The organism is Pseudomonas sp. B19125, from assembly GCF_044218855.1.
GTDB lineage: Bacteria > Pseudomonadota > Gammaproteobacteria > Pseudomonadales > Pseudomonadaceae > Aquipseudomonas > Aquipseudomonas edaphica.
The window spans coordinates 5,521,370-5,533,647 of record NZ_CP162589.1; the positions used below are offsets into that span (position 1 = coordinate 5,521,370).

12 protein-coding genes are annotated in these 12,278 nt (G+C 59.6%); 4 read left to right on the forward strand and 8 right to left on the reverse strand.

Features of this window, described 5'->3' with window-relative positions:
- Positions 1-26 precede the first annotated feature (26 nt).
- Entirely contained in the window at positions 27-716 is a 690-nt protein-coding gene (locus AB4P96_RS25150) for a DUF4197 domain-containing protein (protein ID WP_017137124.1), read from the forward strand.
- Between the two features lie 513 nt (positions 717-1,229).
- Here AB4P96_RS25150 and AB4P96_RS25155 read toward each other — a convergent pair.
- Positions 1,230-1,844 (reverse strand): LysE family translocator, encoded by a 615-nt coding sequence (locus AB4P96_RS25155; protein WP_169985366.1) that lies wholly within the window; start codon positions 1,842-1,844, stop codon positions 1,230-1,232.
- 194 nt (positions 1,845-2,038) lie between these two features.
- On the opposite strand from AB4P96_RS25155, the gene AB4P96_RS25160 reads away from it, so the two are divergent.
- Positions 2,039-2,629 carry an Lrp/AsnC family transcriptional regulator gene (locus tag AB4P96_RS25160; protein ID WP_225933036.1) on the forward strand — a complete coding sequence of 197 codons (591 nt, stop codon included), beginning with the start codon at positions 2,039-2,041 and terminating at the stop codon, positions 2,627-2,629.
- Positions 2,630-2,734: 105 nt separating this feature from the next.
- On the opposite strand, the gene AB4P96_RS25165 is transcribed toward AB4P96_RS25160, so the two are convergent.
- Positions 2,735-5,800 (reverse strand): efflux RND transporter permease subunit, encoded by a 3,066-nt coding sequence (locus tag AB4P96_RS25165; RefSeq protein ID WP_138453031.1) that lies wholly within the window; start codon positions 5,798-5,800, stop codon positions 2,735-2,737.
- Between the two features lie 6 nt (positions 5,801-5,806).
- Positions 5,807-6,907 carry an efflux RND transporter periplasmic adaptor subunit gene (locus AB4P96_RS25170; protein WP_395600198.1) on the reverse strand — a complete coding sequence of 367 codons (1,101 nt, stop codon included), beginning with the start codon at positions 6,905-6,907 and terminating at the stop codon, positions 5,807-5,809.
- Between the two features lie 93 nt (positions 6,908-7,000).
- Between AB4P96_RS25170 and AB4P96_RS25175 the strand changes: the two genes are divergently transcribed.
- A complete protein-coding gene (locus AB4P96_RS25175) occupies positions 7,001-7,636 on the forward strand; it encodes a TetR/AcrR family transcriptional regulator (protein WP_017137119.1) in 636 nt (211 codons plus the stop codon).
- A gap of 122 nt (positions 7,637-7,758) precedes the next feature.
- On the opposite strand, the gene AB4P96_RS25180 is transcribed toward AB4P96_RS25175, so the two are convergent.
- On the reverse strand, positions 7,759-8,541 hold the full coding sequence (locus AB4P96_RS25180) for a class I SAM-dependent methyltransferase (protein WP_017137118.1): 783 nt from the start codon (positions 8,539-8,541) through the stop codon (positions 7,759-7,761).
- A 96-nt stretch (positions 8,542-8,637) separates the two neighbouring features.
- Here AB4P96_RS25180 and AB4P96_RS25185 point away from each other — a divergent pair, with 96 nt between their 5' ends.
- Positions 8,638-9,258: an energy transducer TonB gene (locus tag AB4P96_RS25185; RefSeq protein WP_138451325.1), complete on the forward strand. Its 621-nt coding sequence runs from the start codon at positions 8,638-8,640 to the stop codon at positions 9,256-9,258.
- Between the two features lies 1 nt (position 9,259).
- Here AB4P96_RS25185 and AB4P96_RS25190 read toward each other — a convergent pair whose 3' ends face one another.
- The 4 genes from AB4P96_RS25190 to tsaB form a co-directional block, all read right to left on the reverse strand.
- Positions 9,260-10,087 carry an oxaloacetate decarboxylase gene (locus AB4P96_RS25190; RefSeq protein ID WP_099548544.1) on the reverse strand — a complete coding sequence of 276 codons (828 nt, stop codon included), beginning with the start codon at positions 10,085-10,087 and terminating at the stop codon, positions 9,260-9,262.
- Between the two features lie 27 nt (positions 10,088-10,114).
- Entirely contained in the window at positions 10,115-10,975 is an 861-nt protein-coding gene (locus AB4P96_RS25195) for a DUF72 domain-containing protein (protein WP_395600199.1), read from the reverse strand.
- Positions 10,975-11,277, reverse strand: coding sequence for a hypothetical protein (locus AB4P96_RS25200; protein ID WP_017137114.1), 303 nt, complete (start codon positions 11,275-11,277; stop codon positions 10,975-10,977). Before AB4P96_RS25200 ends, AB4P96_RS25195 begins: the two co-directional genes overlap by 1 nt.
- Before the next feature lie 254 nt (positions 11,278-11,531).
- Complete coding sequence (gene tsaB, locus AB4P96_RS25205) at positions 11,532-12,215, reverse strand: tRNA (adenosine(37)-N6)-threonylcarbamoyltransferase complex dimerization subunit type 1 TsaB (RefSeq protein ID WP_017137113.1); 684 nt, start codon at positions 12,213-12,215, stop codon at positions 11,532-11,534.
- Between the last annotated feature and the right edge of the window lie 63 nt (positions 12,216-12,278).

Below are 12,278 nucleotides of genomic sequence, written 5' to 3' on the forward strand. Positions count from 1 at the left end.
ATAAGCCCGAACATAAGGAAGCGCTCATGCTCCGTCACTCTCTTCGCCTCACTGCCCTGTGTGCCGGCTTGCTGCTCGGTGCCAACGCCATGGCCCTGGACCTTGGCAGCCTGTCCCAGGGCGACGCCAGCGGCGGTCTCAAAGACGCCCTGACCCAAGGCGCCCAGATCGCCGTGAAACAACTGGGCGTGCCCGGTGGCTTCAGCAACAACCCCGAAGTGAAGATCGGCTTGCCAGGCAAACTCGGCAAAGTCGCCGACAAGCTGAAGATGTTCGGCATGGGTGACCAGGTCACGCAGCTGGAAACCAGCATGAACAAGGCCGCCGAAACGGCCGTGACCCAGGCGCAACCGATTCTGGTCAATGCCGTCAAAAACATGAGCGTGACTGACGCCAAGGGCATTCTCAGCGGCGGCCAGGACTCGGCGACGCAGTACTTGAACAAAAGCAGCCGCGAGCAGATCCGCGCCAAGTTCCTGCCGATCGTCAAGGCCGCTACCGACAAGGTTGGGGTTGCGCAGCAGTACAACGCCCTGGCCGGCAAGGCGGCAGCATTTGGCGCAGTGGATGCCAAAAGTGCCAACGTTGAAAACTACGTGACCGAACAGGCGCTGGACGGCTTGTTCAAGATGATCGCGCAGCAGGAAGAAACCATTCGCAAAAACCCGGCGGCCGCGGCCACCAGCCTGGCCAAGAAGGTGTTTGGGGCACTATAAGCTTCTCAAACACACTGGTCCCACTGCGCCAAGACCGCTTACCACGGGCCTTGGCGCAGTTGTTTCAGGCCAAGCCCATTAACGATTCAGCGTAAAAAGCGGATAGCTAGGCCTGTAGGGTGAAGGTTGCTCGTAGACCGTGTGCTGCTGTGGATACGGCCTGCCATGGTTGGTCTGGGTTGGATAGGTGTGGCCCACGTTCGGCCGGACTGTATGAGGACGATGTTGGGGATAGTGGTGATTGTTTGTTGCGTGCCCCGACCTATACCCATTTCCAAAATTGTTGCGCGGTGCATTATTGCCCAACAGGGCTCCGAGCAGCGCACTTTTGAAAGCAATTACAGCATCAAAAAAAGCCATGTAACTCTCCATAAACTCATTGAATAGGTCGGACTGCCAACTCAGGGAAGTCCAAACCTGCGCCTGTCCATCAGGCAATTCTGAGTGGAGTAAAAAAGGCAAACGTTCCAAAGGCGCAGACGCCTGTTTGCATCAGGATGTGAGTCAGTGCTACTACGTCAGCGTGAATGACCAGGCGACCGTCACTACCATCAAAATCGCGAAGCTTACGTTAAGTCGTCGACTCCAAACGGGGTGGATGAACAACTTGCGCATCCGGCTGCCTGCAAAAAGCCACAAAAAATCGAATACCACGCAAACCAATAAACAAATAAGCGCTTTTGTGCCCTGCTCCCAGCCCGGCGTCGTGCCCAAGGTGAAACTGCCCAGTAACGCTGCAAACGCGGCATACGCCTTGATATTTGCAACCCCCAGCACAAAACCGGCACCCCAGCCCGGCGTGACCACGGCTTGCTGATCCTGAATGGGCGGTGCCGTACCAATGCGGTAAGCCAACCAAAAAATATAAACAATGGAGATGATCGTCAGTGCCACCGCCAACCCGGGAAAGCTGTGCAAGACCACATACAGCCCAGAAACAACCAACGCCATGGCAATCACTAAACCCAGGGTGATCCCGACAAAAAACTGAAACGAGCGTTGCATGCCATACGCCGCGCCGCTGGCAGCCAGCGCCAGAGTCGCGGGGCCGGGGCTGGCCAGTAAGGCGATAGCTGCGAGAGTAAAGGTGAATATCGCCTGGTAAACACTTAGCGTGACATCAAACATGTGAAGCGCCTCGGTAGCCTTATTCAAAACTTAATGAAACCGCACCGCCTTGTAGTTGTAACTCGACGTTAGCACCCCTCACAACCACCACGCACTGGACCGCTTTGCACATTCATACACCCATTCAATAAAATTTATAGCAAGTTAAAAACACTCACTCAAACACAGCCGCATCGTTTAGCCGGCGGCAACTTTTGAACGCAGCTGTAATTCGCACATTCAAGAATAAAAAAATAGATGGAAACCTTTTAAAAATCCATTCTTTTGTCAGGGATCTGTGGTATGTAAGATTTTCACGCTATTTCATCAATGTTCGTAAGGTCCATCTAATGAAAAGGCTTACAAAAAACGATCAGACACTCGATGCAATTGATCGCGCGCTGCTGGTCGCCCTGCATCAGAATGCCCGTGCCTCTATCCGCGCGCTCAGCCGGCAGGTGGGATTGTCCGCTCCTGGTTGCAGTGAGCGTCTCAAACGCCTGGAAGTGGCAGGGGTTATAAGTGGGTTCAGCGTAGCGTTGGACGCGCAGGCACTGGGGTTTGCGCTGCAGGCACTGGTGCGGGTAAAACCGCTGACGGGAAATTTTCAAACAGTGGAGCAGCTACTGTCAGACATGCCTGAATGTATTGTCTGTTACAAGATCACCGGGGAAGACAGTTTCGTCTGCCATCTGTACACACATTCCGTTAACCACCTTGATCAAACCTTGCAAAAAATAACGCCGTTGGCCGACACCAACACCTCTATTATAAAAACCGTCGAGAAGAAACTGCCCCTGTTCTAAATAAACAAGTGGGAGACATTCAGGCTTAAACAGCAGTTATCGAATTTCAGGCTTTTCCCACACCCGTCAATACTATCGATACGCCTTCACGCCTCCCGTTATGAACTAGTGCGCCTCCTTCTTAATGCGAAACCATGCCGCATACAGGGCTGGCAAGAACAATAACGTCAACGCGGTCGCCACAATCAACCCGCCCATGATTGCCACCGCCATCGGCCCGAAGAACACGCTGCGCGACAGCGGAATCATTGCCAATACCGCCGCAAGCGCCGTCAGCACAATCGGGCGAAAGCGTCGGACGGTGGCTTCGATGATCGCCTGCCAGGGCGCCAGTCCCGCCTTGATGTCTTGTTCAATCTGGTCCACCAGGATCACCGAGTTACGCATGATCATGCCCGACAGCGCGATGGTGCCGAGCATGGCGACAAAGCCGAAGGGCTGGCGGAACACCAGCAGGAACAAGGTCACGCCGATCAAGCCCAGCGGCGCCGTCAGAAACACCATTGCAGTGCGTGAGAAACTGCGCAGTTGCAGCATCAGCAAGGTCAGCACTACCACGATAAACAGCGGCACGCCGGCCTTGACCGAGTTCTGGCCACGGGCCGAATCCTCGACGGTGCCGCCCACTTCGAGCAGGTAGCCGTCCGGCAGTTCGGCACGCACGCCTTCCAGGGTCGGCAGGATCTGCTGGACCAAGGTTGCCGGTTGTTCCTTGCCGTAGATATCGGCACGCACGGTCACCGTCGGCAGGCGATTGCGGTGCCAGATGATGCCTTCTTCAAAGCCATATTCGAGGGTCGCAATCTGCGACAGCGCTACGCTTTTGCCGTTGTCGGTCGGCACCGCCAGGCTCGGCAGCAGCGACAACTCGGTACGTTCATGCACGGTGCCGCGTAGCAGGATCTCGATCAACTCGTTGTCCTCGCGGTACTGGCTGACGCTGGAGCCGGTCAAGGAACTTTGCAGGAACTTCGACAGGTTGGCAGTGCTGACGCCCAGCGCACGGGCACGGTCCTGGTCGATATTCAGGTAGACGATCTTGCTCGGTTCCTCCCAGTCCAGGTGCACGTTGACCACGTGGGTATTTTCGCGAACCTTGGCCGCGACCTTGCGCGCCAGGGCACGGACTTCTTCGATGTGCTCGCCGGTCACGCGAAACTGCACCGGGTAGCCCACGGGCGGGCCGTTTTCCAGGCGCGTGACGCGTGAACGCAGGTCGGGGAATTGTTCGTTAAGGGTCTCGATCAGCCAGGTGCGCAGGCTTTCGCGTTCCTCGATGGTTTTGGCCAGTACCACAAACTGCGCAAAGCTGGCGGCCGGCAGTTGTTGGTCCAGCGGCAGGTAGAAGCGCGGCGAACCGGTGCCCACATAGGCCACATAGTTGTCGATGCCAGCATGTTCCTTGAGCAAGGCTTCCAGGCGCTTGACCTGGTCGGCGGTGTTGCTCAGCGAGGCACCTTCAGCCAGTTTCAGGTCGACCATCAACTCCAGTCGGCCGGAGGCCGGGAAGAACTGCTGTGGCACAAAACGGAACAGCGCCACCGAGCCGATAAACAACAACAAGGTCAACACGATCACGGTTTTGCGCCGACGCACACACCATTCGACCAAGCGTCTTACACGTTGATAGAACGGCGTGCCGTAGGGATCAGGCCCATCGGTGCCGTGTTTGGCCGCATGAATCTTCGCCAGGTCCGGCAGGAGCTTTTCCCCCAGGTACGGCACAAACACCACCGCCGCAACCCACGAGGCCAGCAGGGCAATGGTCACCACTTGGAAAATCGAACGGGTGTATTCACCGGTACTCGATTGCGCGGTGGCAATCGGCAGGAAACCTGCGGCGGTGATCAATGTGCCGGTGAGCATCGGGAACGCGGTGCTGGTCCAGGCAAAACTCGCGGCCTTGAGCCGGTCGTAGCCCTGCTCCATTTTGATCGCCATCATTTCCACGGCGATGATCGCATCGTCCACCAACAAGCCCAGGGCCAACACCAAGGCACCGAGGGAGATTTTGTGCAGGCCGATGCCCAGGTAATACATGGTCGCAAAGGTCATCGCCAGTACTAGCGGAATCGCCAGGGCGACCACCATGCCGGTGCGTACACCAAGGGAGAAGAAGCTCACCAGCAGCACGATGGCCAAGGCTTCAGCGAGTACCTGGACGAATTCACCGACGCTGGTTTTCACCGCCGCCGGTTGGTCCGAGACCTTGCGCAGTTCCATGCCTGCCGGAAGGTTCTTCTGCAGGCGTGCGAATTCGCCTTCAAGGGCCTTGCCCAGTACCAGAATGTCGCCGCCGTCACGCATCGCCACGGCCAGGCCGATGGCGTCCGCGCCCATATAGCGCATGCGCGGCGCCGGTGGGTCGTTGAAGCCGCGATGGATCTGCGCCACATCACCGATGCGGAAGGTGCGGTCACCTACGCGAATCGGGAAGTTACGGATCTCATCGACCGTTTTGAAGTTACCCGAGACGCGCAGTTGCACGCGTTCCGTCGGGGTTTCAAAGAAACCGGCGGTGGAGACGGCGTTCTGCTCCTGCAGTGCCTGCTGCACTGCAGCCAATGGCAGGCCGAGGGTGGCGAGCTTGAGGTTGGACAGTTCGATCCAGATCTTCTCGTCCTGCAGGCCCAGTAACTCGACCTTGCCCACATCCGGCACGCGTTGCAGTTGAATCTGGATGCGGTCGGCGTAGTCCTTGAGCACCGCGTAGTCAAAACCGTCACCGGTCAGGGCGTAGATATTGCCGAAGGTGGTGCCGAATTCATCGTTGAAAAACGGCCCCTGGATATCCGGCGGCAAGGTCTGGCGAATATCGCTGATCTTCTTGCGCACCTGGTACCACAGCTCCGGGATTTGTGCCGAGTGCATCGAATCGCGGGCCATGAAGGTGACCTGGGACTCACCGGGCCGGGAGAACGAGACAATGCGCTCGTACTCGCCCGTCTCCATCAGCTTCTTCTCGATACGTTCGGTGACTTGGCGCGAAACTTCCTGGGCCGTGGCGCCCGGCCAGTTGGTCTTGATGACCATGGCCTTGAAGGTAAACGGCGGGTCTTCACTTTGCCCCAGCTTGGTGTAGGACAACGTGCCGACCACTGCCAGCAGGATCATCAGGAACAGTACGATCTGGCGATTACGCAACGCCCATTCGGAAAGATTGAAACCCATCGGGGACTACTCCTTGGCCGCCAGATTCACTACTCGGTTGGCGCGATCCACCGGGCGCACTTGCTGGCCCTCATGGAGCACATGCACACCCGCCGCGATCACCCAATCGGTGGGGGCCAAGCCTTCAAGCACCGGCACGGTTTTTTCACCGAAAGCACCGATGCGCACCGGCGTTCGTTTGAGCGTGTTGTCCGGCTGTACCCGCCAGACGTAGGACGCACCGTTCTCCGCGCTCAGGGCCGACAGCGGCACTGACAGTGGGACGATGCCATCAGCCTGGATGAAGACGCGGGCGCTCTGGCCCAACTCGGCGGGGACTTTGCCGCCGGTGAAGGCAACGCGCGCAGCGAAGGTGCGGGATTTTGGGTCGGCTGCCGGTGAGAGCTCACGAATGCGCCCGGCAAAACGTTGGTCGGGCTGGCTCCACAACTCCACCGATACCGGTTGGCCGATCTTGAAGCGGCCAAACCCTTGCTCGGGCAGGCTGATCAACACTTCGCGCTCGCCATCGGTGGCCAGGGTAAACACCGTTTGGCCGGCGGACACCACTTGGCCGACTTCCACCGCACGCTTGGCCACTACACCGTCCTGGGGCGCACGCAGCACGGCATAGCCGGCCTGGTTGCTCGATACGTCGAACTCGGCCTTGATCTGCTTAAGACGCGCTTCACCGGATCGGTAGAGGTTTTCGGAATTGTCGTACTGCGAGCGGCTGACCATCTGACGGTCCATCAGGGTCTTGTAGCGGTCGCGTTCGGCGCGCACCAGGCTCAGGTTGGCTTCGGCGGCGGCAACCTGAGCGCGGGTGGCTTCCAGTTGCAGGCGCACGTCCTGTGGGTCGAGCTCTGCCAATGGTTGGTTGGCCTTGACCCGCTCGCCCTCCTCCACCAGGCGCTTACTGACTTTGCCGCCGATGCGAAAGGCCAGGTCCGGCTCATAACGGGCGCGTACTTCCCCCGGAAAACTGTCCATCGCCAGCGCCGACGGCTGCGGTTGCACCACCATGGCCGGGCGGATGGTGGTTTGGGCCGCTTCTTCATGACCGCAGGCGGTCAACAGGAAGATCAGGCTGACAGGCAACGCAAGGGGCAGGAAAGTACTGCGCATGCTGAAGGACCTTTCGCAAATGGAGCTAGGAATAATTATACTGGCCGGTATGTTATTAATACCAAACTCACCAGTCCAGTATTAAAGGTGAAAATGTCCGACAATCCTGTAAACACCAATAGCCCCGGGCGTCCCAAGGACATGGCAAAACGCCAGGCAATCCTCGAAGCAGCCAAAATCCTGTTTTTGAGCAATGGCTACGCCAGCACCAGCATGGATGCCGTGGCCCTTGAGGCCGGCGTGTCAAAACTGACGGTCTACAGCCACTTCACGGATAAAGAGACCTTGTTCACCGCCGCCGTCGTGGCCAAGTGCGAGGAGCAGTTGCCGGTGATGTATTTCGAGTTGCCCGAAGGCATGCCGGTGCACACCGTGCTGCTGAACATCGCGCGCGGCTTTCATCGGCTGATCAACAGCGAAGAATCGGTGAACCTGCACCGCCTGATGATGACCACCGGCAACCAGGACGTGAAACTCTCGCAGATCTTCTTTGAAGCCGGGCCTATGCGCATGCTGCAAGGCATGGAGCGCCTGCTCAGCCGCATTGACCAGAGCGGCGCCTTGAGCATCGACAAACCATTTACGGCGGCTGAGCACTTCTTTTGCCTGCTCAAGGGCACGGCAAATTTTTGCTTGTTGTATGGGTGTGGCGGGCAGTTGAGTGAAGAAGCTGCCGAAGCGCATGTGCAGGAGGTGGTGGGGTTGTTTATGCGGGCGTATCGGCCTTGAGGGTTTGAGCTGCCTGATCGGGCACTATCGCAGGCAAGCCAGCTCCCACCTTTGACTGTGTTTGCAAATCAAAACGTGGGAGCTGGCTTGCCTGCGATGAGGCCCGAAAGAACAACAATGATTCAGGACTTGAGCGCTTTCTTTGGATAGATGTCATACCGGCTGGACTTGCCATCCAACGCATGGCTCGGTTTCGGCCCGTCAATGCACGGCGCCTTGCGCGGGCGCTTGACCACCACGCGGTGGCTGGCCAACGCCAAGGCGGCAGCGAGTAAGGCCGGTGCGTCCGGATCATCGCCCACTAAGGGGCGAAACAGGCGCATTTCCTTCTTCACCAGCGCCGTTTTCTCACGGTGCGGGAACATCGGGTCCAAGTAGATCACCTGCGGCGGCTCGCCCTCCCAGTTGCGCATCACCTCGATCGAGTTGCCCTTGAGCAACTGCATGCGCGCCACAATCGGCGCCACTTCAAAGTCGTCCGCACCACGGGCCAGGCCGTCTTCGAGCAAGGCGCCGATCAACGGCTGACGCTCGATCAGGCTCATCTCGCAGCCCAGGCTGGCGAGTACGAACGCGTCCTTGCCCAAGCCCGCCGTAGCGTCCAGCACCCGTGGGCGCACCCCTTGGGCAACACCGACCGCCTTGGCGATCATCTGCCCGCTGCCACCGCCGTAGAGACGCCGATGCGCCGCGCCGCCTTCGACGAAGTCCACGCGCACCGGCCCCGGCGCGTCAGGCCCGAGCTGTTGCAGTTGCAGGCCGTGTTCCCCGACTTGCAGGGAAAAGTCCGCCTCCTCCAGCTGTAAAGGCAGGCCAAGCTGCGCGGCCCAGTGCTCGGCGCGGGCCTTGAAACCGTCGGCCAAAGCCTCGACCCGAATGCGGCTGGCCGCTGGTTGTTCGCTCATCAATCGCTACGCTCAAAAATATTAAGGATCGGCAAACAACGGCCGATAAAAACAACAGTCAGGTATTTTGCCAGAGCTGAGCGTCGACCGAGAAAAATGTCAGACATTCTTCCCCTAACCATCGGTGTACTGCCGACCCACAACCACTACGGCCTGCGCAATACTCAAGCGCTGGCTGGGGTGAGCCATGTGTGGCAGGACTTCTTCGCCCGTGCGTTGGCCGAGCAGCTTGGCGATACGCCGGGTGCGCTGGCGGCCAAAGCCCCGGCGCCGAGGGACCCGGCGGTAGAACCCAGCGAAGGCGCCGACCTGTTGTCACAGATCCTCACCCAGCGTGAATGCGACGTACACGACACCGAGGTCGCCCCGCCGGAGCCGCTGTTCCTGCCCATCGCCGAATTTGAAACCGAGCTGCTGCCGCCGCCTGCCACGCCGTTCCCGGCAGAAGAAATCATCGCCCAGCAGCGCCAGCAAAACTTCGAAAGCGGCTGGGTCCGCCCGATTGTGCTCAATGCCGGCAACCCGCCGCCTGAGCCTGGCCCGGCGCCGCAGCCCCAGCCGCTGCACCTGCCGATTGCCGAATTCGAACTGGACCTGCTGCCACCGCCTGCCACGCCTTACCCGGCCGAGGAGCTGGTGGCGCAACAGAAGGCGCTGGACTTCGATTATCACTGGGCGCGCCCGCTGGTCCTCAACAACCTGCGCCTGGCGGCCTGATTCAGTCTTTGAAAAAACCGTTGGCCTGGCTGAACGGCATCTTGCGTTCAGTGAAGGTAAAAGTGCCCAGCTCATACACCTCCTGCGCCGCCCGATAGAACTCGCCATACGCCGCCAGCGCCATGGCTGAGCCGACACTGATGCGGCGCACACCCATTTCGCTCAACTGCGCCACGCTCAGGTTCAAACCACCGGACATCAGTACATTTACCGGTTTGGGCGCCACCGCCTTGACCACCGCGAGCACTTCTTCGGCACTGCGCAAGGCGGGAGCGTAGAGCACGTCCGCCCCGGCTTCGGCGTAGGCTTGCAGGCGGCGAATAGTGTCAGGCAAATCCAGGCGACCATGCAGGAGGTTTTCTGCACGGGCGGTGAGCGTAAAGGCAAATGGCAAGCTGCGGGCAGCGGCGACGGCGGCTTCCACGCGCTCCACCGACAGGTCAAACGGATAGATCGGGTCGACCGCAATGCCTGTGGCGTCTTCGATAGAGCCACCCACAATACCGCTGGCCGCGGCGCGCAGGATGGTCTGGGCGCAGCCTTCGGGGGTGTCGCTGAAGCCGTTCTCCAGGTCAGCCGCCACCGGCAGCGCAGTGGCCCGCACGATCGATGACGCATTGGCCAAGGTGTCTTCAAGGGATAATGCGCCTTCCGCATCCGGTCGCCCGAGGCTGAACGCATAGCCCGCACTGGTCGTGGCCAACGCCTCAAAACCCAGGCTGGCGAGCATGATGGCGGAGCCGGCGTCCCACGGGTTGGGCATCACGAATGCGCGGTCACGCTCATGCAAGGCCTTGAAGGTTTCGGCGCGAAGGGTTTGGGCATCCATGGCTGACTCCTGTCGGAAAAAGGAGCCCTAGAGTAACCCCAGTTGCTCCGCTGCGGGTTCCCGATGCAAGGTTGGCAGCGCTGGCAACCCCGGCAAACGCAGCATCAACTGTTGGTGAAAGCGCAGCGCCAGTTGCGCGGCGAGGCGGTTATCCGAGGTGTGCAGGAACACATAAGGCGTGCGCCCCTCTTCGATCCAGCCAGCAATTTTTTCTACCCACGGGACCAGGAACGGGTCATTGGCCTCCAGTTCCGGATGGCCGATGAAGCGCACCTGGGGAAATAGAGTCAGCGCCGCCGGCCGTGTTGGTACCTTGGGCTTTTTCGATTGGGCGTGCAGCACGGCCGCCGACGTTGAAGTGCAACTGAACAGCGCACGTGGATCGAGGCAAATACGCTCCACGCCACGGTCGCGCAACAGGCGGTTGAGCCTGCGCTCGGCATCGCCCTTGGCGAAGAACTCAGGGTGACGCACTTCCACGGCCAGCGGGTGCTCCAGGCCGTCAATGAAACCCGCCAGTTCGCCCAGGCGTTGCGGCGAAAAGCTCGCCGACAATTGCAACCACAGCGGCGAAACCCGCTCGCCCAAAGGGCTCATCAAGCCGACAAAACTTTCCGCTGCCGGCAATTGCTCGCGCAAGTCGCCGCCGTGGCTGATATCTCCGGGGAATTTGGCGGTGAAGCGAAAACCCTCAGGCATGATTTCAGCCCAGCGCTGCACCGTGGCGGCCGAGGGGCGGGCATAAAAGGTGGTGTTGCCTTCAACGGCGTTAAAGACCTGGGAATACAGGGCAAGGTAGTCGCTGGAACGGGCATCGGCCGGGTACAGGTACTCGCGCCAGGCGTTTTCACTCCAGGACGGGCAGCCGATGTAGTAAGGCAGGCGCATCAGATGTGGATGTCGAGACCCAGCACTTCCATATCCCATTCGACAAAGCCGGCGGTGGTCAGGTAGCTGGCCAGGGCGGTGGCAACGCTTTTGCTCATGGAACGGGGGAAGACCATGTCTTGCTGACGGGCAGGAAGGCCACTGATGCGTGCAGCGCCAGAACCTTGGGCACTGGGTTGCGACTCTGACTGAACCTCGATGAAGTCCGGCGAATCTTCGACGGACTCGTCTACCGTGACGTTCGCCTTGCGCGGCTTACGCTTGAGTGGGTAGGACTGTGAGGAAAAGCCGTCTATACGCATACATGCAGACTCGGTATCAATGATGGCAATTTAGCGGCACTTTCCGTAGCGCGCAAATGCTCTGGTGATAACTAGAACACATAATTTGTAAAAGGTTTACAAACCGAGGCAAATTCTGACGATTGGGGATTTTTGCCGGTGCGCTGCACTTACTGTGGCGAGGGAGCTTGCTCCCGTTGGACTGCGCAGCAGTCCCGATCTATTAACAGCGGGGCCGCTTCGCGGCCCGACGGGAGCAAGCTCCCTCGCCACACTTAAAGGCCGCGCTCAGCCTTGGTTTGCGCAACTTTATCGCGCAGGTAAACCGGTGCAGCCTGGTCAGCAGGAATCGCTTCGCCGCGCTCGAAAGCAAAGCGCGCCAAGGTCAGCAAGTCTTCGGCATGCGGCAACATTGTTGCATCCTGGCCAGCCAGCTTTACGTCGATGCGCTCACCGTAACCCCAACCCGTGCCGGCGCCGAACCACTCGCCGCTGGCATCAGCAGGCAACACCGACGATTCCGGAGGCTGTACGGCTTCCACGCCCACTAGACGCATTTCGCCAGCAGTTTCGCGGTAGCAGCCCCAATACACTTCATCCATGCGCGCATCAATCGCCGCCGCCACCTGCGAGGCGCCGTGTTCACGCAATGCACGCTGGGCCAATACCGCAAGGTTGGACACCGGCAACACCGGGCGCTCCAGCGCAAAGGCCAGGCCCTGCACCACACCAATGGCAATACGCACGCCGGTAAAGGCGCCCGGGCCACGCCCGAAAGCAATCGCGTCCACGGCAGACAGCGTGGTGCCCGCCTCTTCCAGCAGTTGCTTGATCATCGGCAACAGCTTCTGCGCATGCAGACGCGGGATCACCTCGTAGTGGCTCGTTACCTTGCCATCGTGCAGCAAGGCGACGGAGCAAGCTTCAGTCGCGGTGTCCAGGGCCAGCAGGGTGCTCATCGGTGTAGGTGTCCAAGTCGAAAAAAAGTGCGCCAGTATAAACAACAACGGCCCGCAAGCGGG